Source organism: Micromonospora sp. NPDC048986 (assembly GCF_040649335.1).
Taxonomy (GTDB): domain Bacteria; phylum Actinomycetota; class Actinomycetes; order Mycobacteriales; family Micromonosporaceae; genus Micromonospora; species Micromonospora alfalfae.
The window spans coordinates 106,018-132,350 of the sequence record NZ_JBEZFJ010000005.1; the positions used below are offsets into that span (position 1 = coordinate 106,018).

The 26,333-nt window shown below is 67.8% G+C and carries 21 protein-coding genes; 10 read left to right on the forward strand and 11 right to left on the reverse strand.

The features are described 5' to 3' along the window. Window positions 1-49: 49 nt before the first annotated feature. From AB0B94_RS12845 to AB0B94_RS12865, 5 genes are read right to left on the reverse strand one after another with little or no spacing between them, the layout of a single operon-like run. Window positions 50-1,126 carry an ABC transporter ATP-binding protein gene (locus tag AB0B94_RS12845; protein WP_357275398.1) on the reverse strand — a complete coding sequence of 359 codons (1,077 nt, stop codon included), beginning with the start codon at window positions 1,124-1,126 and terminating at the stop codon, window positions 50-52. Next, window positions 1,126-2,193, reverse strand: coding sequence for an ATP-binding cassette domain-containing protein (locus AB0B94_RS12850; protein ID WP_357275411.1), 1,068 nt, complete (start codon window positions 2,191-2,193; stop codon window positions 1,126-1,128). Before AB0B94_RS12850 ends, AB0B94_RS12845 begins: the two co-directional genes overlap by 1 nt. After that, window positions 2,193-3,104 carry a carbohydrate ABC transporter permease gene (locus tag AB0B94_RS12855; protein WP_357275420.1) on the reverse strand — a complete coding sequence of 304 codons (912 nt, stop codon included), beginning with the start codon at window positions 3,102-3,104 and terminating at the stop codon, window positions 2,193-2,195. The genes AB0B94_RS12850 and AB0B94_RS12855 overlap by 1 nt, the downstream gene beginning before the upstream one ends. Continuing rightward, window positions 3,104-4,003: a sugar ABC transporter permease gene (locus tag AB0B94_RS12860; protein ID WP_357275432.1), complete on the reverse strand. Its 900-nt coding sequence runs from the start codon at window positions 4,001-4,003 to the stop codon at window positions 3,104-3,106. The genes AB0B94_RS12855 and AB0B94_RS12860 overlap by 1 nt, the downstream gene beginning before the upstream one ends. Before the next feature lie 47 nt (window positions 4,004-4,050). Beyond that, entirely contained in the window at window positions 4,051-5,436 is a 1,386-nt protein-coding gene (locus tag AB0B94_RS12865; RefSeq protein WP_357275439.1) for an extracellular solute-binding protein, read from the reverse strand. A 438-nt stretch (window positions 5,437-5,874) separates the two neighbouring features. On the opposite strand from AB0B94_RS12865, the gene AB0B94_RS12870 reads away from it, so the two are divergent. The 3 genes from AB0B94_RS12870 (at window position 5,875) to AB0B94_RS12880 (ending at window position 8,118) form a co-directional block, all read left to right on the forward strand. Further along, window positions 5,875-6,618, forward strand: a complete 744-nt coding sequence (locus tag AB0B94_RS12870) for a GntR family transcriptional regulator (RefSeq protein WP_357275447.1) — start codon at window positions 5,875-5,877, stop codon at window positions 6,616-6,618. Window positions 6,619-6,707: 89 nt separating this feature from the next. Continuing rightward, on the forward strand, window positions 6,708-7,277 hold the full coding sequence (locus AB0B94_RS12875) for a DJ-1/PfpI family protein (RefSeq protein ID WP_210781253.1): 570 nt from the start codon (window positions 6,708-6,710) through the stop codon (window positions 7,275-7,277). Between the two features lie 19 nt (window positions 7,278-7,296). Continuing rightward, the gene (locus tag AB0B94_RS12880; protein ID WP_357275460.1) at window positions 7,297-8,118 is read left to right on the forward strand and encodes an alpha/beta hydrolase; all 822 of its coding nucleotides are present in this window, start codon (window positions 7,297-7,299) and stop codon (window positions 8,116-8,118) included. Between the two features lie 112 nt (window positions 8,119-8,230). Here AB0B94_RS12880 and AB0B94_RS12885 read toward each other — a convergent pair whose 3' ends face one another. Then, window positions 8,231-9,802: an LPXTG cell wall anchor domain-containing protein gene (locus AB0B94_RS12885; RefSeq protein WP_357275464.1), complete on the reverse strand. Its 1,572-nt coding sequence runs from the start codon at window positions 9,800-9,802 to the stop codon at window positions 8,231-8,233. Window positions 9,803-9,998: 196 nt separating this feature from the next. Between AB0B94_RS12885 and AB0B94_RS12890 the strand changes: the two genes are divergently transcribed. Together AB0B94_RS12890 and AB0B94_RS12895 are read left to right on the forward strand one after the other, a co-directional pair. Continuing rightward, window positions 9,999-10,340: a VOC family protein gene (locus tag AB0B94_RS12890; protein WP_238668577.1), complete on the forward strand. Its 342-nt coding sequence runs from the start codon at window positions 9,999-10,001 to the stop codon at window positions 10,338-10,340. Between the two features lie 190 nt (window positions 10,341-10,530). Continuing rightward, window positions 10,531-11,241, forward strand: a complete 711-nt coding sequence (locus tag AB0B94_RS12895; RefSeq protein ID WP_357275475.1) for a hypothetical protein — start codon at window positions 10,531-10,533, stop codon at window positions 11,239-11,241. A gap of 72 nt (window positions 11,242-11,313) precedes the next feature. Here the strand turns inward: AB0B94_RS12895 and AB0B94_RS12900 are convergent, their stop codons facing one another. The 3 genes from AB0B94_RS12900 to AB0B94_RS12910 all read right to left on the reverse strand — a co-directional run bounded on the left by AB0B94_RS12900 (window position 11,314) and on the right by AB0B94_RS12910 (window position 19,065). Next, complete coding sequence (locus tag AB0B94_RS12900; RefSeq protein WP_357275482.1) at window positions 11,314-14,355, reverse strand: AAA family ATPase; 3,042 nt, start codon at window positions 14,353-14,355, stop codon at window positions 11,314-11,316. Beyond that, window positions 14,356-17,697: a helicase-related protein gene (locus AB0B94_RS12905; RefSeq protein WP_357275487.1), complete on the reverse strand. Its 3,342-nt coding sequence runs from the start codon at window positions 17,695-17,697 to the stop codon at window positions 14,356-14,358. A gap of 765 nt (window positions 17,698-18,462) precedes the next feature. Continuing rightward, on the reverse strand, window positions 18,463-19,065 hold the full coding sequence (locus AB0B94_RS12910; RefSeq protein WP_357275493.1) for a DinB family protein: 603 nt from the start codon (window positions 19,063-19,065) through the stop codon (window positions 18,463-18,465). Window positions 19,066-19,220: 155 nt separating this feature from the next. On the opposite strand from AB0B94_RS12910, the gene AB0B94_RS12915 reads away from it, so the two are divergent. Next, window positions 19,221-19,943 (forward strand): hypothetical protein, encoded by a 723-nt coding sequence (locus tag AB0B94_RS12915; protein ID WP_357275498.1) that lies wholly within the window; start codon window positions 19,221-19,223, stop codon window positions 19,941-19,943. An 84-nt stretch (window positions 19,944-20,027) separates the two neighbouring features. On the opposite strand, the gene AB0B94_RS12920 is transcribed toward AB0B94_RS12915, so the two are convergent. Beyond that, window positions 20,028-21,272 (reverse strand): PQQ-dependent sugar dehydrogenase, encoded by a 1,245-nt coding sequence (locus AB0B94_RS12920; RefSeq protein WP_357275505.1) that lies wholly within the window; start codon window positions 21,270-21,272, stop codon window positions 20,028-20,030. Window positions 21,273-21,583: 311 nt separating this feature from the next. On the opposite strand from AB0B94_RS12920, the gene AB0B94_RS12925 reads away from it, so the two are divergent. The 4 genes from AB0B94_RS12925 to AB0B94_RS12940 all read left to right on the forward strand — a co-directional run bounded on the left by AB0B94_RS12925 (window position 21,584) and on the right by AB0B94_RS12940 (window position 25,434). Beyond that, entirely contained in the window at window positions 21,584-22,819 is a 1,236-nt protein-coding gene (locus AB0B94_RS12925) for a low temperature requirement protein A (RefSeq protein ID WP_357275508.1), read from the forward strand. 237 nt (window positions 22,820-23,056) lie between these two features. Continuing rightward, window positions 23,057-23,356, forward strand: a complete 300-nt coding sequence (locus AB0B94_RS12930; protein WP_357275513.1) for a hypothetical protein — start codon at window positions 23,057-23,059, stop codon at window positions 23,354-23,356. A gap of 79 nt (window positions 23,357-23,435) precedes the next feature. After that, complete coding sequence (locus AB0B94_RS12935) at window positions 23,436-23,993, forward strand: hypothetical protein (protein ID WP_357275520.1); 558 nt, start codon at window positions 23,436-23,438, stop codon at window positions 23,991-23,993. Between the two features lies 1 nt (window position 23,994). Next, the gene (locus tag AB0B94_RS12940; protein ID WP_357275526.1) at window positions 23,995-25,434 is read left to right on the forward strand and encodes an NAD(P)/FAD-dependent oxidoreductase; all 1,440 of its coding nucleotides are present in this window, start codon (window positions 23,995-23,997) and stop codon (window positions 25,432-25,434) included. Between the two features lie 149 nt (window positions 25,435-25,583). Here the strand turns inward: AB0B94_RS12940 and AB0B94_RS12945 are convergent, their stop codons facing one another. Then, the gene (locus AB0B94_RS12945) at window positions 25,584-26,192 is read right to left on the reverse strand and encodes a TetR/AcrR family transcriptional regulator (RefSeq protein ID WP_357275533.1); all 609 of its coding nucleotides are present in this window, start codon (window positions 26,190-26,192) and stop codon (window positions 25,584-25,586) included. Window positions 26,193-26,333 lie beyond the last annotated feature (141 nt).

The following is a 26,333-nucleotide window of genomic DNA, read 5'->3' on the forward strand; positions in this document are numbered from 1 at the left end:
GGCTCGAATGCCACGTGTCGGCGCATGTCGCCGTCGCCGCCCGTCGCCGTTACCGCCCCGCCTCGGACAGCGACAACCCGGTGCCCGCATCGAACAGGTGCGCACGGTCCAGGTCGACAGTGACCTGCAGGCGCTCGCCCGGCGTCCCGGTGACTGTGGGTCGCGCCTTGACCTTGAGGATCTCCGTCCCCACCCGGACGTCGACCACCGTTCGGTCACCGAGCGGCTCAAGCCCGTAAAGCTCGCCCGACAACGACACGTCCCCACGTCGCTCGACTGACAGGTCCTCCGCGCGCAGGCCCAACAGCAGCTCACGACCGTCCTCAGCCGTGGTCCAGCGGGGCCGTGGCAGCGTCCAGCCGTCCGCACCGACCAGGCGATCTCCCTCGGCGCGGCAGGCGAGCAGGCTGATCGGTGGGCTCCCGACGAATCCGGCGACCCACTGGTTGGCGGGACGCTCGTACACCTCGGTCGGCGTTCCGACCTGTTGCACCTTGCCCTCCTTGAGGACCGCGACCTGATCGGCCATGGACAGGGCCTCGACCTGGTCGTTCGTCACGTAGACGAAGGTCGCTCCGAGGCTCCGGTGGATGCGGGTGAGCTCGGTGCGCATCTCGACGCGGAGCTTGAGGTCGAGGTTGGTGAGCGGTTCGTCCATGAGGAACGCGCGCGGGCTACGGACCAGCGCCCGGGCCAGGGCGACACGCTGCATCTCACCGCCCGACAACTGCGCGGGCCGACGTTGCAGCAGACGTTCGATGTGCAGCAGGCTGGACATCTGCTCGACGGCGGCCGCGATCTCGCCCGACGAACAGCGCCGGGCCCGCAGCGGCGAAGCGATGTTCTCGTACACGGTGTGGCGCGGGTAGAGGGCGTAGCTCTGGAAGACCATGGCCAGGTCGCGTTCGGCCGGGGCGTCGCGGGTCGCGTCCCGCCCGTCCAGGTGCACCGACCCGGCGTCGAGCTTCTCCAGGCCGGCGATCGCCCGTAGGGTCGTCGTCTTACCCGCCCCGGAAGGCCCGAGCACGACGAAGAACGAGCCGTCCGGCACGTCCAGCGTCACCCCGTCCAGCGCCTGGACCTTGCCGAAGGACTTGCGCAGCCCGTGTGCTGCAACGGTTCCCATCAGGCCACCAGCTCTTCCGTGCTCACGTCGTAGACCGTCGGGGTTCCGCCGGTGTGCCGCAGCCCGACCTTTGCTTCAGCGGCGAAACGAACAGTCGGTGGCATCCGGACCCGAACGTCACGTTGGCCGCCGTGGTCGACCACGTAGATGACTTCGTCGCCCAGCCACTCCACCGAGACCACCCGGGCCGGGATCGAGCCTTCCGCCTCGGGTGCGGTGACTTCCAGCGCCTCCGGCCGGACGCCTGCGACCAGGCGGCGGTCGCGTGGCAGGCCGGGCGGTGGCGGGAGAACCAGTCCACCCTGACTGTGCAGCTTCCCGTCGACCACCTCCACCTCGATCAGGTTCATCGGCGGAGAGCCGATGAACGCGGCGCAGAAAAGACTCGCCGGACGGTCGTAGACCTCCAGCGGGGTGCCGATCTGCTCCACGCGGCCCTTGTTGAGGATGGCGATCCGGTGACCGAGCGACATCGCCTCGACCTGGTCGTGGGTGACGTAGACCATCGTCGCGCCCAGTTCCCCCTGCAGGTGCTTGATCTCCGTGCGCATGTCGGCCCGCAGCTCCGCGTCCAGGTTGGTGAGCGGTTCGTCCATGAGGAAGGCACGCGGTCGTCGCACCAGGGCGCGGGCGAGCGCGACACGCTGCTGCTCCCCGCCGGACAGCTGGCGCGGTCGCCGGTCCAGGAGCGGGCCGAGCCGCATCAGCCGGGCGGCCTCGGTGACCCGCGCGTGCACCTCCGGCTTGGGCAGTCCCTCGGCCCGCAGGGGGAACGCCAGGTTGTCGCGGGTTCGCAGATGCGGGTAGAGAGCGTAGAACTGGAACACCATGGCGATGTCGCGTTCCGCCGGCGGCAGGTCGTTGACAAGCGTGTCGCCGATGCGGATGTCGCCCGCGGTCTGCCTCTCCAGGCCGGCGATGGCCCGCAGCGTCGTCGTCTTGCCGCAACCCGAAGGGCCGAGCATCACGAACAGCTCGCCGTGGCCGATGGACAGGTCCACGTGATCAACCGCGACCGTCCCGTCCGGGTAGCGCTTGTGCAGCGCTGTCACCTCGATGCCCGCCATCAGCGTCGCACCGCCCCGAGCGTCACACCGGCGATGAGGTGTTTGCGCACCAGGTACGCGAAGACCAGCACCGGTAGGGCGAACACCACGGAGGCGGCGGCCACGAGACCCCAGTCCGTGGTGGTGCCGCCGATCAGGCCGGCGATGGCCGGTGGGGCCGTCCGCACGCTGTCGCTGGAGGTGAGGAAGGTGGCGAACACGAACTCGTTCCACGAGAAGATGAGTGCGAACACCGCCGTCGCGGCGATGCCGGGCACGAGCAGCGGCAGGGTGTATCGCCAGAACGCCTGCAGACGGGTGTAGCCGTCGAGCATGGCGGCATCCTCGTACTCGGCGGGCACCTCGTCGACGAACCCCTTCATCATCCAGATCGTGAACGGGACGTTGAAGGCGGCGTAGATGAGGATCAGGCCGAGCTTGTTGTCGATGAGTCCGAACTCGCGGTACATCAGGAAGATCGGGATCACGACCACCACCGGCGGCATGAAGCGGGTGGACAGGATGAAGAACAGCTGGTCCTTCTTGGCTCTCACGGCGAAGCGTGAGTAGGCCCAGGCCGCCGGGACCCCCAGCACGGTGGCCAGCAACGTGGAGACACCGGCGACCACCACCGAGTTGAAGAACGAGACGGACAAGGCGGTGCGACCACCGTCGGGGGCGACGAACACGTCCTTGAAGTGGGCCATGGTGACGTCGAAGTCGAAGAACTTGGCCGGGATGGCGTAGACGTCCCGGTTCTCCTTGATCGACGTCTCGAGCATCCACAGCACTGGAAAGAGCATCACCACGGCCAGCACGGTCAGCAGCACGACCTCCAGCACGGAGCGCCCGCGACCGCCAAGGCGGCGCGCCGGGGGAGCGTGATCCCGGGCCGGGCCTGTGGACACGGCCTCGTCGACGGAGACGGCCATCAGTCCTCCTTGAGCTTGTTCAGGTAGCGCAGGTAGAGCTGCGTGAGGACGATGACGACGAGGACCATGAGGATCCCGTACGCCGAGGCGGTTCCGGTGTTGAAGCCCAGGAACGCGACCTTGTAGATGTGGAACGACAACGTCTCGGTGGAGACGCCGGGGCCTCCGTTGGTGAGGATGTAGACGAGGTCGAACAGCCGGAAGGCCTCGATGGCCCTGAACATCACGGCAATGAGAAGCAGCGGCCACACCAGCGGAAGAGTGATGGTGCGGAATCGGAACCACTCGGACGCCCGGTCGATCGAGGCCGCCTCGTACAGGTACTTGGGAACCGCGCTGAGGCCGGCGAGCGCGATGAGCATGATGAACGGCGTCCACTGCCAGGTGTCGACAACGATCAGGGAGATCAGTGCGGTCCGCTGACGGGTGAGCCACTCCACCTGCCCCAGACCGACCGAGCCGAGCATGCTGTTGACCACGCCGAACTGCGCGTCGAGCATGAACCGCCAGAACAGCCCGACCACGACCGGCGACAGCATCATCGGAACCAGGAACAGCGTGGTCAGCACTCCTCTCCCGTGCGTGCGCCGGGAGATCAGGTAGGCGATGCCGAAACCGAGCACGGTCTGCAGGCCGACCGCGCCGACCACGTAGACCAAGGTCGTCAGGGCCCTCGTGTGGACCTGCGCCGACGTCAGGATCGCTGTGTAGTTCCCGAACCCGATGAAATGGGCCGGCCCGCCGCGGGTGGCCGAGTAGTCGGTGAAGGACAGGTACAACGACCACAGCAACGGGAACACCGACATGGCGAGCAACAGCAGCATCGCGGGGGAGATGAACGTGACGGCGAGCCAGCGGTCGCTCAGCCGGCGGGACCGCCCCGGGGCAGGTGGCGTCACAGACACCACCTGCCCGGGGTGGTCGGTGGTCAGCGGGGCGGGGTCTTTCACAGTCCGCCGCCACCCTTGCGGTTGCTGGAGTCGAGCACGCCCTGCTGCTCCTTGGCGATGTCGTCGAGCGCGTCCTTCGGCTTCTTCGCCCCGTTGAGTGCCGCGTTCACGTTGGTGTTCTCGATGTCGACGAGGCGCGCGTACTCCGGTACGTTCCACATGTCCCGCATCCGCGGCACCGAGTCGGCGTACACCTTGTTGAACGGCCCGGCATTGAGGAACTCGGGCGACTGCAGGGCGTCGGTACGCGCTGGCACGCCGCCGGCCGCAGCCCACTTCTTCTGGACGTCAGCCTGCTCGAACCACTTCATGAAGTTCAGGGCCTCGGCCTGGTTCGCGCTGGCGGAGTAGGCCGAGACGTGCATCCCCATACCGCCGAGCGGGACCAGGTTGGTCTTCTGGCTCGGCAGGGTGGCGAAGCCCAGCTTGTCGAGAATCTGCTCCCGCGTGGTGCCGAGCGTCGACTGCTTCGGATCGAGCAGGCCGCCGCTCGCGGCGATCCAGTTGAACGCGATGCAGGCCTTGCCCTGGGCGACAGCCGCGTTGACCTCGTCGATGAACCAGTTGCCGGAGCCCTTGGCGGTCAGCGGCTTCATCTTGTTGACCAGGACGTCCATCGCCTCCTGGCCAGCGGCGTCGTTGAGGACGCCGTCGATCTTGCGGGCCTTGGGGTCCCAGAGGTTGCCGCCGTAGACGCCGTTGACCGTGTTGTAGGTTACGGCCGCGGCGTCGGAGCCGTTTGCCTGGTGGAAGGCCAGCCCGCTGATGCCGGGGTTGTCCGCCTGGCACTTCTCGGCGGCCGAGATCATCTGGTCCCAGGTCTGCGGTGGCTTGTCGCCGATCAGGTCCTTGCGGTAGATCATCGTCCAGGTGTCGCCGAGCAGCGGCAGTCCGTACAGGCTGGCGTTCTCGTCGCGTTTGCCGGTCTCCGCCTGGGGGAACTGGCCGTAGGCGGCCAGGAGGTACGGGTTGTAGGCATTGACGTCGATGTTCGACTTGACGAAGTCGGTGAGGTCGAGGATGTTGCCGTTGGTCACGGCCTCACCGATGTGCTGCGAGTCCAGGATCGCGATGTCGAAGTCGGTCTTGCGCGCGGCGAACTGGGTGAACATCGCGTCGTGCCAGTTCGCGTTCGGCACGGTGTTGACCTTGATGGTCGCGTTCGGCCGTTCCTTCTTGTACTCCGCGTTCGCGAAGTCTTCGAGTGCCTTCGCAGGGGGCCAGTCGAACCAGATGAAGCTGAGGGTCAGCGGATCCTTGGTGAGCTCCGGGATGGTCGCCGGTGCCTTCGGGGCGCTCGTCTTCGCGCCGTCGTCCTTGCTGTCGCCGCAGGCCGTCACGGTGGTGGCCACCAGCAGCATGGCCGCCGTCGCCAGCCGCACCCTTCGCCCGGGATTGGACGTTTGTCCTATTCGCTTCGGAAACCGCATCTTCTTGCCTGCTTTCTGGGTGGGGACTTCTAAGGCCTCGCTATGTGCTTCGCCGAGCAGTTGCTGGGTTGTTCAGACACGTCGCCGGGCTGTCGCGGGGACCGACCCCGCGGACCGGCGTCCCGAGTACGCCGCGACGTACCGGATCTTCACGCCGTCGAGAAGTGCTTCGGTCCAGCTGCGACCCGGTGACGAACCGAGCAGGACGTCGAGCATGCTCGTGGAGTTCCAGGTGATCGAAGTAGAGCCGTGACGGGCGGTGCCGCGAGGTGCAGGATGGCGGGCGACAGTCACTTTTCCTATACGATCGAGTTGGGGCGTCAGCATGCCGCAGCGTTGTGACTGGTGTCAATAGGCTCGCGAAGGCGTAAGAAGGGACCTCACGTCACGATGGACGACGAAGCGATGATCGTGCGGGGCCGCAGGTCCGTGACGGGCGGAACGCCGCCGGGAAGATCTGGCGGCCGGCTTGCCGACGAGGTGTACGACACGCTGCTCGGACAGCTGATGTCGCTACGGATCGAGCCTGGCTCCCGCGTCACGATCGACGTCCTGGCGCGGGAGCTGGGGGTCTCACAGACACCGATCCGGGACGCTCTCAACCGGATGGAGGCAGAGGGCCTGGTCGTGCGGGTACCCCATGCCGGCTACCGCATCCCCCCGCAGATCACCCGGCACCGATTCGAGGACATGCTCGAGGTCCGCCTGCTCCTTGAGCCGGCGGCGGCCCGTAGGTCCGCCGAACGCGCATCCTCGCAGCAGGTGGCCGGACTGCGACGGATGCTGGAGGAGATGGCCGAGCTGGAGGGGGGCAGCGGGCCGATGGCCTACGGCGCCTTCGGACTACGCGACGCCGCCTTTCACGATCTCGTCGCCCTGAGCGCGGAGAACCAGGTCATCCGCGAAGCGCTCGCTCGCCTGCACAGCCACGTGCACCTCTTCCGGCTTCACCACGACACCCAGGTCACGCACCTGGCCATGGCCGAGCACGAGGAGGTTGTGGCCGCGATCGCCGCGCGTGACCCCGACGCCGCCGCCTACGCGATGCGTCGCCACATCTTGCGATCCGGCGAACGTTTCAGACGAGTGTTCGACGAGATCGAGGACGCCGGCGCAATGTCGGTAGAGGCTTGACGAGCGCGCTGGGCCCAGGAATGCTAACCCAATCCTGATCGGATCGGATTGGATCCACCTCACCCGCCCCCAGATGCGAGGAGAAGCAGGTGCCCAGAGCGCTGCTCCTGACCGGCGACGCCGCCGAGGAGCTCGACACCATGTATCCCTACTACCGCGTGCAGGAGGGCGGCTGGGACGTCGACGTCTCGTCACGGACGATGCGTGACGTGCAACTGGTCATCCACGAGTTCGACCCCAACTCCGACGCCTACGTGGAGAAGAACGGCCGCAAGCTGCCGGTCGACGTGCCCTGGGCCCAGGTCGACGTCGAGCGCTATGACGCCCTCATCATTCCCGGGGGACGTGCTCCCGAGTGGATCCGGGTCGACGCCGACGTCAGGCGCATCACCGAGCACTTCTTCGCGCGCAACCTTCCCATCGCGCTGGTGTGCCACGGCGCGCAGGTGCCAGCGGTGTACGGGCTGCTGAAGGGTCGGAAGACGGCGTGCTTTCCCCCCATCACCGGTGACATGGAGAACGCGGGCGCGACGGTCATCGACGCTCCCGACGTCGTGGACGGCAACCTCGTCTCCTGCCGGGGATGGCCCGACATGCCGCAGTTCGGCAGGGCGATGATGGAGCTCTTCTCGAAGTCCGTCGACCCCGCCTCGGCATGAGCACACCTGGCCTGCCCTGGTGACCGCACTTCGGACCGTCACAGTGGACGGTTCCCCCGTCCACGTCCTGGAGAGCGGCGCGGGGCCCGCGGTGTTGATGCTGCACGGCTCCGGACCCGGCACCACCGGGTCCGGAGCCTGGGCAACGACGGCGCAGGCGCTGGGCGCGTCCTGGCACCTGGTGGCGCCGGACCAGGCGGGGTTCGGCCGTACACCCATCCCGGCGGGCTCCAGGGGTGGGCTCCGGCTGTGGACGGAGCAGGCCGCGGGCCTGATGGATGCTCTCGGTATCGAGTACTACGCCGTGGTGGGTCACTCCATGGGCGGCGCCGTGGCGCTGGCGTTGGCGGCCACGCGCCCCCAGCAGGTCACCCGTGTCGTGGCGGTCTCGACGATGGGCGCCCCCGGGGCGCCGCTCTCCGCCGACCTCGACGCGGTCTGGGCCGCCCCCGCCGGCCCGCTCGGGGCACGCGACATGCTCAGTCGCCTCGTCCTCGACCAAGCGCTCGTGACCGATTCGGCCGTCGACGCTCGTGCGGCCGCGATGCGAACGGGGGAGGCCGCATTCGCGTCGTTGTTCCCTCCACCAAGGGCACGGTGGGTCGACGACCTCACCCTCTCGGCGCAAACGCTGGCAGCGGTGCGCGCGCCAGTGCTGCTCGTTCACGGCGCCGAGGACCGGATCACCCCGATCGAGACGGCAGCCCAGCCCCTGCTCGAATACCTGAACGATGCCCGTCTGCACGTGCTCGACCGATGCGGGCACGTGCCGGCGATCGAGCACCCGCACGAGTTCAGGCAACTGCTGTCGCGCTTCCTCCGCCTCGACCGAGATCACTAGCTGCTGCGGCATGCCAGGGCGACGACCGTGCAGAGTCACGGCAGGTCATGAGACGCACAGCGGTGCCCCGACGACCTGAGGTCGACGGGGCACCGCTGGTGCAGCGAGTAGATCAGGCGACGAAGCGGTTCCTGCGGCGGCGGGTCGCCACGAAGCCCGCAGCGCCGGCGGCGAGCAGTACGCCACCGATGGCGGCGGTCAGGCCGGCCTTGGCACCCGTGATCGGCAGCGAGCCATCGGTGTCCCCGCCCCCCTGGCCGTCATCCCCGCCGGGGTTCTCGCTCCCGCCGTCAGCGCTCGCGATGATGGTGACCTTCGCGCTGTCGTTGGCAGGGTTGAGGTCCACGCCCGCGTCGAAGGTCAGCTGCACCTGGGCGGCCCGGGTCCCGGCCTCGTCGAGGCGCACTCCGAACTCGTACCCCATCTTCTCGCCCTGCGCCAGGCGCTTGTGCTCGATGCAGTGGTACACCTTGGCGCCAAGCTTTCCAGGCACCCAGTCGCCGTGGCTCGAGCAGGTCATCGGAACGCGTACGGCCGTGACGCCACTCGGCAGCGAGAGCACGGTACGGGCCCGGAGATCCTTGGCTCCGTCAACGTTGACAGCCGCCGGGCCGTTGTTGACGTAGCCGACCTTCAACGCCACCGTGGCACCGACCTCTCCGGTCGCGGTCGTCGGCGTCACGAGCGCCGCCACCTCAGCCCCCTGGTCACCGCTGACCTGGAGTCTCATCCCCGTACCGTTGTTCTGGTCGTTGACGTCTGTCTGCCGCGACCTGCTTTGCAGACCAACCGGCTCAAGCCTCAGCTCCCCCTCGGTGCCCTGCTGGCCAAGTCGCGCCGGGTTGAAGGACTGGAACTCCTCCCAGTCTGCCGGCGTGAACCAGCGCGCCACGCCGGTGTGACCGTTCGGGGCCGGATCGTCGGTCGGCACTGTGAAACCGAAGCTGGAGTCCAGCCGTGCGGCGCCGCCCGGCTCGATGGGGTTGGGGAACCGGCAGGCGAAGGCGTGGCGGAAGGCGTCGGCGGGGCTGTACTCACAGTTCTTGTACCGCTTCGACGGGCCGTAACCGTAGCCGCCTTCGAAGAACAGCACCACGCTGTTGACGGCCTTCTCGCCGCGGTTCGCCACCGTGAGCGGGACGTCGAGCGTGCCGCCGAGGGGGCCTGTCAGCTCGAGCCTTTGCTCGATGCCGGCGAGATCCACGCCCTCACCGATACTGACGCTCGAGTGGTAGGTGGCCGAACCGCCGCCGCCATCGGTGATGGTGAACTTGATTTCGCCCTGCTGGTCGAGCATGGCGCTCTTCTTCGCCCGCACGACCAGGTTGACCATGGTGATGTACGTGTAGTAGTCGTTTTCCTCCGCCACCACCTTGCAGGTGAGGATCGCACCCGACTCGGTGCAGGGGGCAGCACTGTTGGCGTCCCGCACGTCGGCGAAGCCAGCGACCTTGCTCCGGTCCACCGTCACGGTGTATTCGCCCCACTCCGAGTTGCTGGCGCGGGGGCGGGCAAAGAGGTTCGATCCTTTTGCAGGGCCGCCGGGGGCGACAACCACATCATGGGCGAAGAAATCGAGGTCCCCGGCGGCAGGGGCGGCGAAGGCGGGGATGGCGGAGGCGGCGAGGAGCACGCCTACGACGACGAACCCGGCAAGCCAGCGTCGGGCGAGTTGCTTGGGCATTACCGGGTTCCTCCGTGGGGTTGATCAATAGGGCCCGTGGAGCTTATGAGGCCGTCAGGGGCTGGTGCCGCCCCACTCGGGCGCCAGCGGCGGATATCGGCCGAACGGAGGGCCAGCATCGTCGTACGGCCGACCGCCGCACCATGGCGATCGTCATTTTTCTGATCTTCCCGGGCCGGGCACCTAGCATGGCGTCATGACCGTAGATCTGTTCGCGGGCATTCCCGTTCGCGACTACGCCGCCGCGGCGGCCTGGTACGAGCGACTCCTCGGCGCCCCGCCATCGTTCCTACCGAACGACACCGAGGCGGTGTGGGAACTCGCCGAGCACCGGTATCTGTTCATCGAGGTGCGGCCCGACCATGCCGGGCACGCCATGCACACCGTCTTCGTCAGCGACTTCGACGCCCGTATCGCCCAGATCGCCGAGCGCGGCCTGGAGCCGGCCGGGCGCGAGACCTACGACAACGGCGTCCGCAAGGCCACCTTCCGCGACCCGGACGGCAACGAGATCGGCATCGGCGGCGAGCCGGTCTGACGAAGGTCGGCGACGTCCGCAGACCCCCGTAGGGGCGACGGACACGCAGAATGCCCCGACCGGAAATCGGTCGGGGCAGTGGCGTTCGTATGATTCCAGCGCCTAGGGGACTTCGATACAGTGCCGTTCATGGTGTGCGATGGCTAGCGTCAGAGGCCGGTTCGAGTATCCCGATGGGCTGATCCCAGGAGTGTCCAAAGCGGGCGGACTTCACCAAAATCTATACAATGACGCCGGGAAGCTCGTTGACCACGGCACGTTCATCCCGGACGGTGACAGCACGGGTTCGGCAGGGCCGGGGCGAGAGTCGTCGGAATTCAAGGATCTGGTCAAGACGCTCGCCCTGGAAGCCGCCGCGAGGGCTGCCATGGCGGCCGCGCCGCATGTCGAGCGGTGGCTGGTGCAGCAGGCGCTGCCTGCTGCGAAGACCGCGTTGACCCAGCAGGCGGTGCCAGCGGTGAAGTCGACATGGAACAACCAGGCGCTCCCCGCCATGCGGTCGACGTGGAACTTTGTGTCGGGAAAACGAACCTCTCGTGGTGCCATCGCCGCCGAATCGGCCCCGGAGGCGGGTCCGATCTGGGTTACCTCGACTGTGGGCGGGGAACCGTCGCCAGAACTGGTTGCGGCGCTTGAGAGCTTCAGCGCCGGGGGCAGCGAGGCGGAAGCGAGGGAGCGTTTCGTCGCGGCGATGATGGCGCAACTGCTCACCGAGGACGGACGACTGTTCAACGAGGTACAGGCGAGGGTGCTGCTCAACGTCGGGGCCGAGGAACTGAACTCGGAGAGCGCGCTCGGCCCGGAGCAGGTGAGCGACAGCATCAGGCGGATGCTGGAGGAGGACCCGGCGTTGATCGATGAATTGGTGCGGGCTCTGGGATCGCGCCGAATCGAGGGGTGAGCGACTGCACTCCGCCCGGGCGATGGCGGTGCGGCCAGCTACCCGGCCCGACCGCTGTGGCTTCGAAGGCGGTCAGCGTTGTGTGAGCGGTTCAGGCAGTGGCTTGCTGTGCACCACGACGAGTTCGCGGTTCGCCCTGGTCAGGCTCGTGTACAGGGTCCCGGCGAACTCCTCCTGTCGTACGAAGTAGCGCGGCTCCACGACCACTACCCCGTCGAACTCGACACCCCTCGCCGAATCGGGGGTGCGGACGGCAAGCCGGCGTCCCTCGCTGGTCCAGTCACCCGAACCCGTTGTCGTGTCTGTCCGCCGCCACCTGTTGGCGAGGAGCAGTTTCTCGATGGCGTCCGGATCGGTGGTGATGATCGCTGCCGTACCGCCGGGATACGCGTCGAGTAGCCTGCTCGCCTCACCGACGGCCCGAAGGTCGCGCTTGCCGGGCGTGCTGGCTCGGATGACGGATGGTTCCGGCCCGTCGGTCTGGAGCGAACAGGGTTGGTTCTCGTCGGGTGGCAGCAGGCGGTTGGCGTAGTCGAGGATCGGCTGGGTGGACCGATATCCCCGTTCCACAACCTCAGGTTGGAACAGTTGGGCATCGGGAAGTATGTGAAGTCGCTTCGCCAGGTCGTGCCAGTCGAGGTGGTTGATGTCCAATCGGCGGCGTTGGTTCAGGTCTCCGACGATCGTCCATCGTCCGCCGGCGTTGTGAGCCTGGATGATCTCCCATTCGAGTTCCGAGACATCCTGGGCCTCGTCGACGACGATGTGTTCGTACCTGGACCGTTTGTCGCTGAGCAGCAGACCCAGTTGCGCGAAGAGTGGAAGGTAGCGACGTTTCCCCCACGCCTTCGGGAACGGTGGGAGCGCCTCGATCCACCGCTGCTCGGTCTGGCTGGTCGGCGGCGCCCTGTGTGGGTCGCTGCTGCGGATGACCTCGTAGGTCATCTTGACCTTGTCGGCCAGCCGGCTCGCCCGCCATTCCGGCTGGTCTCGGCACTCCAGTACCGCCTTCTTCGCCAACGCCACGATGAAGCCGCCGACGTCCTCGGCCGTTCCCTCACCCAGCTGGACTGTGGTGCTGCCCAAGCCGGCGAGATCGGTGAGCCATTCAGGAAGAGACCTCACCGTAATGGCTCCGGTCGGGTCAAGTTCCCGGACTGTCCGTGACACGTGGCGAACGTACTGTTCAGTGGGTCCAAGCAGGAGCAACCGTGGGATGGGGCCCCTCCTTGTCGTCTCCTCGTTGACCAGATAGCCCGCGCGGTGCACAGCGATAATTGTCTTCCCGGTACCCGGGTGCCCCTGGATGATCAGCGGCATCGTCGGTGGTTGGGTGACCAGGCGGTACTGGTCGGGTTGGAGAGTGGCGAGTACGGAGGTCATCGCCTCCGTACGAGGGGCGTGCAGTGCGTAACGCACCGCGTCGACGGCACGCATGCCGTTCTCCAGGTCAGCCGCCGCTGATACGGACCGCTGTCGCCGCTCAGTCGGCTGGGGCCGCCGCTCGGGTGCCCGGTCGTGGACTCGGGGTGGTGCGGCGGGAGCGGCTTTCGGCCTGGGCAGGGCGACAGTGTGTCTGCTTAGTCTGGTGCCATGGACGGTGATCGCGTCGACTTCTCCGCGGCTGTCCTGGACGCCGAGGCGTTCAACGATCTGAAGCGTGCGGCGTCTATCGATGGCCGAAGACCCGGGGCTGATCAGCTCGGTGAGGATCGTCCACTGGGCGGTGGGGTTGTTCGCCCGCAGGACGGCACAGGACAGGCTCGACAGCTCGTGTTCACCGTGGACGATGACGTGGCCGTAGGGCCTCTGGCTGTCAGGGCCCCGGATCGACGTGACCAACTGGGCGAACAGCGCGAGATATCGCAGTTGCCCCCAGGCCGCTCCGAAAGGCGGTAGCGTCCCGATCCATTCTGAGGAGTACTGACCGAGCTTCAATGGTTCGGTGGGCACTCCGCCCATTCGGATCACCTCGTAGGTGACCTCAAGCTTCGCCGAGAGGTGTACGTCGCGCTGCGCCCACCCCAGGCGTCGGCGACACAGTCCTACGGCCTGCTCCACGATGTCCTTGACGTAGAGGCCCACGTCGAGGGCGTCCGGCTCCCGGGTGTCCGTGAAGCCGGTATATCCGGCGACTTTCACCAGCCATTCGGTGTCCTGAACGACGGTTATTATCTTGGATACGTTCGAGGTGGCCAGTCCGACGAGCGCCGCCGCGGTGTCGATCCTGCCGAGGATCTTCGGCAGCGGGGTGGTCCATGCCGACACGACAAGCACGCGCCGTTGTTTGCGGGCCAGGTGCCGCACCATCTCGACCGCCCGCACGGCCGCGATGCCTTCGGGATCGGCCCGGGAGTCCCCCGAGAAGGCGACGACGAGCGGTGCGTGTGGTTGCCATGTTGCCAAGTCCCCCGGTCTGGCCGGCAGCGGCAGCCGGACTGCGGGGCCCTTTCCCGCCACTGCGGCCCGAGGCGGTGCGAGGGCAGCCGGTGGCTTCTCCTGTCTTGGTGTGCTTGGTCCGGGCACCGGAGCGGGTGTCGTGGCCTGCCGGGTTCGGGGCACCTGCCCGGCGGGGTCGTCTGTCGACGTGGCGGTTCGGGCAGGTGACGACGTCGAGCCAGTGGGACGCCCGGCCTGCCGGCGCGGCGGTGCCGCAGGGACCTGCAGCTTGCCTGGCTTGAACGGCGACTGGTCGGCCGGCATCGCAACCGCCCAGTCGTCGGAGGCGTGCACCACCTCTGCCCCACGCGCCGTCAGTGTTCGGCGCACCACCACGTCCGTGTCGAGTTCATGGGTGGCGTGGGGGTCGAAGAACACCTTGGCTGTCCGTGCGGCCCAGTTGATGACTGGATAGTCCCAGTCCGTGCTGTTGAGGTACCGCGTACCGATGTAGAAGGCGTGCCCGAGATCTCTGTCTGGACCAGCAAGGCCGACCCTGCCGTAGAGGGGGCCGACGCTTGCTCGCTCCCCTCGCGGGACGTTGTCGACGTAGCGCTCGTTCGCGGTGACGGAGATTTCCGGGTTCTTGCGGGAAAGCCGTCGCTCCAACGCCCGCAGGTAGCTTCGGTTGGTGGCGATCTCGTACGCAAGCTCCTCGTCACTGATCTTGGCCACCTACTGCACCTCCACTACGCAGACGGCCAGGTCCTCGGTACTGAGCATGGCCGTCGATCGTGCCGATATGTCCTGCAGAAGGCCCGCGTAGCGGTTGTCTTCCCGCTGCCGCTGGGCCTCGAAGAGCGGCACCATGCGCTGCCTGCCGCGGGCCCGAAGGGTGGCGATGCGTGCCTCCAACGCCTGTGTCCGCCGTTGATGGACCTGCTCGACGCTGAGCCGCCGCGAGGCGAGGAACGCCTCGTTCTCGGCGGCCAAGGTGATCCGGCTCTGGATCTGCCGTCGGACCAGCAGGTCACTGCTCACGTCGAGCGCGGGGAGCAGGTCGATCGAACCGTCGAACCACGCGGGTTGCAGGCTTCCGGCTGCCACAGCCGCCATCAGCCGGTCACCCAGGTCGGCGGCGACCTTCAGGGTCCGGGCGTCTACGGTGACGGTCCATATCTCGTGCAACGGCCGGACACCGTTCCAGTTGGCGATGCGTAGATGGACGAGGTAGGTGCCCGGGGCCACCTCTGCGTCGCGCGCCGGCATCGTGATCGCGGAGAATCTGGTCTGCCGGTGCCCCGGTACGCCCAACGCCGCCCGTACCAACGGGTGGTTGGCCGCCAGGAGCGGCACCCCGCTTGTGCGGGACGCCTCCTGCTCCAAGGACAGTTGAATCGGCAACTGGTGTGTCAAATCGCTGACGACGCGGTCCACTTCGGACCTGGTCTTTTCGCCCCGTTGTGCCAGGTCACGGACGTGGCCGGCGAGTTCGCTGTTGCCGATCACGGTCACCTGGTCACCAATGATCTGGCAGCGTCCGTCGTAGCTACCCACCCAGTCGCTCACGAGCAGGGCCAGTTCATGTTGGCCGACATACCGGCCGGATGCGAGCAGGTCGGGCTCCAGGCCCTCGATGTCGACGCCGTCACTCGAGATGAGGTGGGGTGCCGCCGACTCGATCTCGTCAGCGGCCCGTTTCTGTTCGGCGACGGCCGCCAGGAACTCCTGGGTGCGCTGCGTGCGTTGGGCTGGGGTCAGCGCGAAGTCGAGCAGGGAGGACTCGACGTCGGGCCACATGCTCTCGATGATCGGTTCCAGTGCCCCGATGGCGTGTTCGAAGATGCCGATCCTGGTGAGTACCCGCTCGAGGATGTCCGACTCGATCGTCCCCGGAGTCGTGAAGTTGATGATCACGACCTTCTGCTCGGCCTGGCCGATCCGGTCGATCCGACCGATACGTTGCTCGATCTCCATGGGGTTCCACGGCAGGTCGTAGTTGACCAGGACAGAGCAGAACTCGAAGTCCAGGCCTTCACTCGCGACCTTGGTAGCCACGACGATGTCGTAACCACCCGCCCGGAAATCAGCCATGACCCTGGCCCGGTCGTCCCTGCTCACCCCACCGTGCAGGACCGCGGTCCTGCACCGGCCTCGGAGGTGGCGCTCGAGGTAGGACAACGTCCTACGGGAAAATGTGAAGACGAGTCCCTGCTTGCCCTGGCTGATCAGATCGTCGATCACCTGTAGGAGCCGCTCGAGCTTCGTGTCCACGTCGATGCCGGCGGCAAGCTCCAGCAGCCGCGGCGACGGTGGCAGGTCCGGACCGCGCACGGCGGCCGACGGCCTGGCCGTGGCGTTTACCTCATCGTGCACGGCTGGTGTCTGCCACGAGGTCAGAACAAGCGCAGCCGCCTCGGGGAGACAGCTGCCCGCGAGGCGGAGCGGCATCTGCATGCCGAAGTGCAGCGGGGTGTCCTTGACTCTCGCCCTCTCGATGCACCACTGCAGGTATGCCTGATAGAAGTCGCGCTCAGGCTGGGTCCAACGCACCTGGACGGGGCGCGGCTCCCGCACCGCCTTGTCCTCCTGGACCTCGACCTTGCGGGTGCGGGTCACCTGGGCCGAGAGCCCGCCCAACTCGCTGCAGATCCGTTTCACCTGGACCACGTCGGTCGGCGACAGGTGTGGTCCCTTCAGGATCTCGCACAGCAGAGCGAAATCGGGTCGCATGGCGATGACCCGGCCGAACGTGCTGTCGGACAGGTCCGACAGCCAGCGGCGGCGTGTGGCGTTGCTGATCGAGGCGTCGAGCAGTGAACCTGTGATCCGGTTGAGGACCCTGTTGGGTTCGATCCGTTCCTGCAGGTCCGCCAAATCCTGGAACTCGCCGGGCACCAACAGCTCAAGAAGGTTGTACAGATCGTTGTTGCGCAGGTTCACCGGAGTAGCAGAAAGGAAGACGTACGCGTCCGCCCAGCGTGACAACAGCTCACCCAGCGCGTGGCTCTTGGTGCTCGAGTTACGAAAGACGTGGGCCTCGTCCACGATCACCAGGTCCAGCTGGAACCCCAGCTGCTCGATGTCGGCCAACCCTTTCCACGCCCGTAGCCGCTCCACCGAGCAGATCCAGGCCATCCTCCTGGGCACGCGATCCGACTCGAGTTGGTCCTTGAGGTCGGCCAGCCCCGCGCTGGTGAGCTCGGTCAACTCGAAGCCGAACCTCTCGCGCATCTCATGCTGCCATTTGCTCAGCAGTACGGAGGGACACACGACGAGCACCCGGTTCGCGTGCCTGCGGGCATCGAGTTCAGTCCACAGCAGTCCGGCTTCGATGGTCTTGCCGAGACCGACCTCGTCCGCGATGAGCAACCGCAGTGAGCCGGTGCTCAGCAACTTCATCACCGGCTTGAACTGGTACGGCCGGAAAATGGTCCGCGTCGCCCGGAACGAGAAGACCGTATCGGTGAACTGCTTCTCCAGCTTCGCCCTTGTCAGGGTGGCGGCGAGACGCTCGGCGGGGGCGGGCTCGGTGCGCACCCATGCGTCGGGGGAGTCGACCGTCGGCCTCGGCAGCAGCGCACCCTCTTCGACACGCTGGACGCGACTGCCGGCGAAGACCTGGTAGATCCAGCGACCGAGCGCGAACAGACGGGACTTGATCATGCCGTCCTGGCCGGCTCGGGTGATCACCTCGTCGGTGACGTCGAACTGGGGCAGCGGTACCTCGTCGGCGCTGTCCCAGAGGTGATCGAACCAGCCCAGCGCGGACGCCACGGGCGAGTCCTCGGCCACCTCGGTAGCCGGCTCGTGGATCCCCGCACCGGGCATCGCACCCGAGGTGACCACGAGCATCGGAGCCGGATCCAGGCCCCCGAACCAGTAGACACCCTCAGGCAGGCTGACCGTCGGAGCGGCGATCTGCCTGACCCGCTCGACTGCTCCCGCAGGATCGGGCAGATCGGCGCCGAGAGTAAGTACGTCAGTGAAGAGCCCGGTGGCGAGCATGGCGGTCGCATCCGAAACCAGCGGGTGGTACCCATGCGTGACCGCGAGGACACCCGGATCCGGAAACATCCGACGGCCTGCTCCAACGAGCGCGCGCACTGTCATCCTCCGTGGTCGACGCGGACTGGTCCGTAGCCCTGTCCGTCCTGCGGCAACGCCGTCACGCGTTCTGCTCCGAACGTTCGGACCGGCGGAGGGCTGCCACCGTGCCGGGCCCCCGACCAGTGGCGACCGCCGTCACGGGGACCGGAACGACGGCGCCGGCGAACGTGGCGAAGGGCCGAGGGGCGGACCTGGTGGGCAGGATCGCGGTCCGGCCGGGGCCACAGCCCGGACTGTCCTGAGGGCGGGTGCCGCCGAGGCCCGGCCGAGTCCGTGGCGTCGTCGCGCGGTTGAGCCGTACGAAGGCGTATCTGTGCCTGTGGCCGGGAGATTGAGAAATTGGCAGGCACCGCACCAATCTAGGTGCGTTCCGGATCGCCGAAAAGGGCTTGATCGACGGGGGTTGGACGACGTTCAGGTGTGTCCGACTGACCGATCTGGTGGGGGCGGAAGGGTCATCATGTGGATGGTTCTGGCGGTCAGATGACCTGACTGAGCGGCATTGATCAGCTGTGCTTGCGCGGACGCCAGCGCTTCGATTTCAGAGGACGCCAAGCCCGCAGATCCTCCTCAGTGACAACCCACCGGACCATCACGTCGTCCAGCAGTGTGCGGTGGTTCCGTACCGCTGGTCGTTACACCATTGCTTCGCACAGGTCTCCTGCGGAAGGCTGGCTCACGGACGTCGCTGCGCCCAGAAGAGGGCGACCAGGTCACGCTCGTCGCTTCTGCTCATTCCGGGGACGCTACGAGGCTTGGAGCCGCTTGCCGATCCACTGCTCGCGGTGCAGCTTCCTCCCGCCAGCGGTAGAGGTCGCGCAGCAGGGAGATCTCGGCACCGTGATGGATCAGCTCCCTGTTGACGTGCAGGATGATGCTCTCCATGGGAAACCGCTCCGGACCCACGGTGGGCGGATTCTCCAGGTCGGCGTCGGAGAGCTCGCGGGCCCCCGCGTTCCATCTCCCATACATCTCGTCGAGCTGTCTCAGCGCCTCGTCAGCGGTCCCCGCGTAGGTGAACGTCTGGGAGTCGACGTCCTGGCCGCCAAAGTGCCACCCGACCCGGTAACCCAGGCAGGAAACGATGATGTGCGCCAGTCGCCAGGCGATCGTGGTCACCGGCGCCGGCGCCGGGGCAGGGGAGGCGAAGTCCATCGTCCATTCTCCTGAACCTGCCGACATCGGTGCGGTCGACGTGCCACGTGGGCGGATGCTCCAGCAGCCACGCACCGGCTCCCAGAAGTACTCCTCATCGGCAAGACCGTGCAGCCGCGGTCGCAGGTTCTTGTGCCAGTGGCGGTCCAGCTGGTCGGCGATTCGTTGGCTCCTTGTCATTCCCGCACGTTACCTACAGCGCCGACGCGGCTGCGCCCCTGTCGGACGCCGTCGCCGGCCGTGGGCCGCGAGTGCCTACCGCACCGGTCGGCCTCGGCCTGCTGGCGGCCTGCGGCGGGCATCTCCCGGGCCGGCCGGCGAACGATACTGGGCGGATGCGCGAAGACGAGGTATTTCAGCGCATCGCCGCTCGCGTGGCAGCTCGCGACTACAGCGATGACGTGTACATCCGCCCTGGCTGCCATGACGCGAACGGCAGGTGGATGGTGAATCCCATCCCCGAGAGCACCCGGTGGCTGGTGGCACGTGGATCGCGGGAACACCTTGCCGCACTGGCAGCCGACGCCGTCGACCCACTGCCTCCCCTTGAACCTGCCTCTGTTCAAGCTGTCGACGACGCCGAACGGGTGCTCGGGTATCCGCTGCCGCCGCTGCTGCGACGCATCTACGTGGAGGTCGCCAATGGCGGCTTCGGTCCCGTGCTGGGCGTTGCGGGTGGTTGCACTGACGACCTCGGACGTACGGCGATCGATAGGCTTCATCCACGAGAACCCGCCGGCTTGCTGCCGATCGCCTACTGGGGATGTGCGATCTACTCGTATGTCGATTGCGCGGGCCAGAGAGCGGTGATGTGGGGCTTCGACCCGAACTCGGGCCTTGGCGAGCACGCGTTCTACCCGGAGGGGATCTCTCTTGTGGACTGGCTCGACGGGTGGCTCAACGGAAGCCTTGAGCCGCCACACCTTGATCCCGATCGTACGAGCTGGTGGGGCGCGACCGACTCCGAGCGGGGGCGCCGCCAGCCTGATCAAGAGGCCGGCGATCCGTCACAGCGGACCCTTTTCCAGAGTGAGGCCGGGCCGAACGCGTGGTGGTAGCCCGCCGTCGGAGTGGGCCGGGGACGGCCGCCGAACGCGGCCGTCCCCGGAGGTAGCGCGGGTGTCAAGGGCATGTCCCGAGGTTCAGCGGATCGTCGCCCCGCCGGTGGGGGTCGGCTGGACCCGCTCGAACCGCACCTTGCTCAGCCATCCCGGGAGGTCACTGAGCACGTACAGTTCGCCGTTCACATCGGCGCCGAACGCCGTCGGCTGGGTGGGGAAGGTGCCGATCTCAGCGGACTCGTAGCCACCCGTGGACTTGGGACGCACGGCGAAAGCACGGGTCGAGCAGTAGTCGCTGGCGATGTAGGTGCCCCGCGCCTCCGGGGTGACGGACCCCCGGTACACCAGGCCGCCGATGATGGAGCAGTTCTCCGTCATGTAGTGGTCGTACTCGACGATCGGGTCGGTGAGCCGCACGCCCGGCCGGCACTGCGTCTCGTCGAAGACCGGCGTGCCCTCTCGACAGGACCAGCCGAGGTTCGCGCCACGCTGCGACGGGCGGACGTGGTTGATCTCCTCGATCAGACCCTGGCCGACGTCACCGATCCACAGCGAGTTGTCGGCCGGGTCGATGGAGAACTTCCACGGGTTGCGCAGCCCGTAGACCCAGATTTCCGGTCGCGCCCCCGAGGTGCGGACGAACGGGTTGTCGTAGGGCACGCAGTAGGGCTTTCCCCCGCAGCTGCGGTTGACGTCGATCCGCAGAATCTTGCCGAGCAGGGTGCCGAGGTTCTGGCCACTCTTGAACGGGTCGTTCGCGTAGCCACCGTCGCCGAGGGACCAGTAGAGGTAGCCGTCGCGGCCGAAGGCCACCTGTCCGCCGTTGTGGTTGCCGTACTCGGCGTGCTCCTGGGTGAGCAGCACCTGCAGCCGGTCGGGAGCGTTGATGGGCACCCGCGCCAGGGTCAGCGCGCCGGCCGGCAAGCTCGTGTAGGCCACGTAGAGCATCCCGGTCCGCGCGAAGTTCGGCGCCGGAGTGATGCCGAGCAGGCCGCGCTCGTTGTCCGACGTGTCGATCCGGGCGGTCAGGTCGAGCACCGGGTCGGGTGCCAGGCCGGTGTCGGGGTGGTAGGCACGGACGGTGCCGTCCTTCTCCGCGATCAGCATCCGGCCGTCCGGCAGACCGGTGATCGCGATCGGACGCTGGAGACCGAAAGCCACCCGTTCGGATACCACGGTCAGCTCGGTGAGTGCGACAGCACGGGGTTTGGATGGGCCGGCCGCGGCGGTGCCGGCGATCGGCGTTGGTGGCGACAGGGACGCAGCCAGGGCCAGAGCGAGCAACCCGGCCAGCATGGCGGCCGGGCGACGACGTCGTCGTGACATGTTCAGCTCCTCGAGCAGGTGAAGTGGTGGACGCGGTCTGGGAGCGTTCCCACGATACATTGGTTGAAATCGATATCCAACCGATGGCTGCGCGTTCCGTTCGAGGCTGCGACCGCTTCCCGCACTGCTGCCTGGCAAGCGGCGAGCGGAGGACGGCGCGGATTCCCTTCGCCGCTGCACGCCGCAGCGAGTCGTGGCGGCACCGGTCACTCCTGTCCGTGGTGCGGTGCCGGGCCAGACTCCAGGCGGGCGTTGACGCAACTCCGCTGGTGGCCGGCTCGTTGGTAGCGAGGGGCGGACGGAGGCGGACGATGGCGGCGGGGCGGGGTGCCGAGCTGCTGCGTCCCCCGGTGAGTTCGGGTCGGGCGACGTTCCTGGAGCTGTTCTTCGATCTGGCTTTCGTTGTGGCCCTCACCCGGGTCTCGCAGCGATTCGCGGGGTTGGCCGATGACACCGGTTGGCAGCTCGTCACAGGGTTCGGGCGTACCCTGCTGCTCTTTCTGGCCCTCTGGTTGATCTGGTCGCACACCGCCTGGATCACCAGCCGGTACGAGCCGGAGCAGCCGGTCATTCAGGCCGTCGTGGTCGGCACCATGTTCGCCGGCCTGATCATGGCGGTGACGCTGCCCCGCGCCATGGAGGAGCGAGCGCTGCCGTTCGCGGTCGCGTACCTGATGGTGATGGTGGTGCGGCCGCTCGTGGTCGCCGTCGCGCTGCGTGGCCATCCGCGACGGCTGGTGCCGTTCCGGCTTGTCGTGTGGGCTCTGGTGAGCGCCCCGCTGTGGCTGGCCGGCGCGTTGGGCCCGGATCACCTCCGCCTGCCGCTGTGGGTCGTCGCGCTTGCTGTCGACTACCTCGCCTGGACATTCGGCTGGCCGCTGCCGTGGCTCGGGGTCTCGAAGGTAGGACGGTGGCGGATCGCGGGGACCCATCTCGCGGACCGCTACCAGCAGATGTTCCTCATCGCGCTCGGTGAGTCGATTCTGGTTGTCGGCGTGGTCTTCAGCGGCGCGGACTACTCCGCCGAGCGGGCAGCCGCCTTCACTGTCGCGTTCGCCACCAGCGCGCTGCTCTGGCGGATCTACTTCTACCGTGCCGGTCTGCTGCTGACGGAGGCGTTCGACCGGGCGGGTATGCCCGGCCGGCTGGGCGCGGTGTCGGAACGGACGCATCTGTTGATCGTGCTCAGCGTGCTCGTCACGGCGGTCGGATACGAGCTGGTGATCGATCATCCGTTCGGGCAGCCTCGACCCGGTTGGCTGCCGTTCGTGGTGGGCGGTCCGATGCTCTTCCTGGTCGCCCGTACGCGGCTGGAGTACGAGACCTTCGACCATGCGTCCCGACCCCAGATCATCGGCCTGGCTGCCCTGCTGCTGGTCACGCCGTTGCTGGCCCGTTGGGCGCCGATGGCAGGGCTGAGCGTGGTGGCCGGAGTGCTGGCCCTGGTCGCGTTCCTGGACGCGCTGCGCGGGCGCGGTCGGCCGCAGGAGGTTTCCGCCTCGCCGATCGGACGAGAGACGTCCGAAGATCGCGACTCCGAAGCGTGACGCGGAGTTCGGTCGCCGCGATAGCCCGTTTCGTCGCGTAACCGCCCGACCAGGCACGCACCGCGCATTCATGTCGAACCGTGCTGGTGGTGGAGAGCGAGACAACGCCACCGCAGCGCCCTAGATAGAACGGTCGGTATTGACGGCGGGGCCCGAGGTCGGTACTGTTCTCACAGACAGAACGTTCGTTCTACCTGGCGCTGGCCGGGTGTACGGCTGCACCTGAAGGAGACCGCCATGCCCACCAAGATCACCGTCATCATCGGTAACCCCACCGACCCGGACGAGTTCGAGAAGGTCTACGCCGACGTACGCCGGGCCGCGGAGACGTTCCCGAAGCTTCAGCGGGTCGAGTCGGCCAAGGTGTGGCCGAAGGAGGACGGCACGCCCACTCCCGCGTACCGGACGCTCGACCTGTACTTCGCCAGCTACGAGGACGCCGCTGCCGCAGTCGCGACGCCCGCTGCCGGTGCCGTCTTCGGTCGGCTGCAGGGCGCTCAGGTGGAGATCACGGGGCTGTTCTCAGACATCGAGTAGCACGCCGCCCTGCCCCTCCCGGCGGCGGTCAGCCCCCGCTGGGCGTCCCCTTCGCTCCGGAATCACCGAAAGGATGACCATGACCACCGTTGCCCCTCCCGGCATCTCGACAACGGCCGCCGCCCTGCGGCGGTTGTACTTCGGTCGCTTCGCCTTCGCCGTCGTCTGGGCTGCCGTGACGTTCCCACTCGCCACGCACCTCAACCCCCTCACCGCCGCGCTGCTCGTGATCTACCCGCTGTTCGACGTGGCCGCCGCCATCGTCGATGTCCGCGCGTCGCGGGCCACCGGATCGCCCACCCTGCTGTACGTGAACGTCGCGATCAGCCTGCTCGCCGCGGTGGGCCTGGGCGTCGCCGGCGCGTCCGGCATCCCCGCGGTCCTGCGCGTCTGGGGTGCCTGGGCGGTAGTGGCCGGGCTGGTTCAGTTGATCGTGGGCGTCACCCGCCGCAAGATGGGTGGCCAGTGGCCGATGATCATCAGCGGTGGCATCTCCGTCATCGCCGGTGGATCGTTCGTCGCGGCAGCCTCGGCGGACAACCCGGCGCTGACCAACGCGATCGGCTACGCCATCCCCGGCGCCATCTTCTTCCTCATCGCGGCCATCCGCCTCGGCCGCGCCGCGAAGGGACACTGACGTGCAGAAGGCCACGTACGACGTCGTTGTCATCGGCGCGGGGCCGGTGGGGGAGAACGTCGCCGACCGCGTCGTGCAGGGCGGCCTGACCGCCGCGATCGTCGAGCGGGAACTGGTGGGTGGCGAGTGCTCGTACTGGGCCTGCATGCCGACCAAGGCATTGCTGCGCAGCCAGGCCGCGCTCCGGGCGGCTCGCCAGCTGCCCGGGGCGCGCGAGGCGGTGACCGGCGAGCTGGACGCGAAGGCCGTGCTGCGCCGCCGGGACGCCGTCGCCTCGCACTGGAAGGACGACGGGCAGGTGTCCTGGCTGGACTCCGCGGGGATCGCCCTGTATCGGGGCCAGGGGCGGATCGGCTCCGACCGGATCGTCGAGGTGACCGACGCGGACGGCGCCACCACCTCGCTCACCGCCCGACACGCGGTCGTCATCGCAACCGGAACCAGCGCACTGGTGCCGGACATCGCCGGTCTGCGCGGATCGGCGCCGTGGACCAGCCGTGAGGCAGCCGCCGCGAGCGAGGTGCCCGGCCGGCTCGCCATCATCGGTGGTGGCGTGGTGGCCACGGAGATGGCGACCGCGTACGCCGGCCTCGGATCGGCGGTGACGATGCTCGTCCGCGACGGAGTGCTCACTGCGGCGGAGCCGTTCGTCGGCGAGCGGGTCACGCAGTCCCTGCGGGAAGCTGGCGTGTCGGTCCAACTCGGCGCCGAGGCCACGTCGGTGAACCGCGACGACGACGGCACGGCGCACATCACGCTCACCGACGGCAAACAGGTCGAGGCCGACGAGATCCTCGTCGCGATCGGCCGTACGCCGAACACGCACGACATCGGCCTCGACCGGATCGGCCTGCAGCCGGGCGCCTGGCTCACTGTCGACGACACCCTGCGGGTGGTCGACGGTGCCGGCGCGTTGGTCGGCGACGGCTGGCTGTACGCGGCCGGGGACGTCAACCGGCGTGTGCTCCTGACCCACCAGGGCAAGTACCAGGCTCGCGCGGCGGGCGACGCGATCGTGGCGCGGGCCACTGGCGAAGCGACAGACGACCGCCCGTGGGGTCGGCACGTCGCCACCGCTGACGAGCGTGCCGTGCCACAGGTCGTCTTCACCGACCCGGAGATCGCGTCGGTGGGGCTGACCGCCGCCGCCGCCGAGGCTGCCGGACTGCGGATCCGGGTCGTCGACTACGACCTGGCCGCCGTCGCCGGGGCCGCGCTGCACGCCGACGGCTACCAGGGGCATGCCCGGATGGTCGTGGACGAGGACCGACGGGTGATCGTCGGCCTCACCCTCGTCGGCCCGGACGTCGCGGAACTGATCCATGCCGCGACCATCGCCATCGTCGGTGAGGTCCCACTGGAGCGGCTGTGGCACGCGGTGCCCGCGTACCCGACGGTCAGCGAGGTCTGGCTGCGCCTGCTGGAGGCGTACGGCCGCTGACCTGGGCGTCCGCCGTCGCCGGCCGGGCACCCCGGTGCGACGAGAGGGAGACGAAGCCCGCCGAACGGGGGCGGGTTCAACCGGTGGCGGCATCATCGAGGAGCTGGGTCATCCCCACCCGGGGTGGCCCAGCCCGAGGCCGTGCGGGGCTAACGGACCGACTCGGTCGACTGTCGCTCCGAGTTGATCCTGAGAAGTCCTTCGACACCGCGCAGGAAGGTCTCGGACACCAACGTGGGGTCGGAGAGACATCCGGCAGCCATCGCGCCGTCGCGAAGCATGACGAAGTGGCGCGCTGCGGGATCCGCCGTTTCTTCGTGGACCTGTGCCATGAGTGCGGTGATGGTGTCCAGGAACCATTGCCGGTGGGCGGTGAGTTCCTGGTGCACGGGATGGTTCGTGTCGGGATACTCCGCTGCGGCGTTCAGGAACGCGCACCCACGGAAGCCGGGGGACTGGATGTTCTGGGCGATGGAATTGGCGATGGCAAGGAGCGGCTCGACCGGCGATCGGTTGGCGGCGAGAGCATCGTCGACCATCCCGCGCTCCAGCTGATGCACCTCGCGCAGATAGGCCAGGATGAGGTCGTCCTTGCTGGGGAAGTGCCGGTAGAAGGTAGCCCGGGTCACCTTCGCCTCGGCAATGATCCGGTCGACGCCGACGGAGTGAATGCCCTCCGCGTAGAAGATCCTGGTCGCCGTGCGGAGAAGCTTGAGACGTGCCTCGGAGGGCCGGGCAGTGGGTTCGTCGCTCGCCATCCACCCATCTTAGCGACAGAACGTTCGGTCTTATCTGTACCTGAGGGCATTGGGGCGCGGCACCCGATGGCCGCACAGCCTGCGCCATCTCGTGTCCGAGTCGCGCGCCGGCCACATGTTTGACGTGGCACCCCGTGGAAA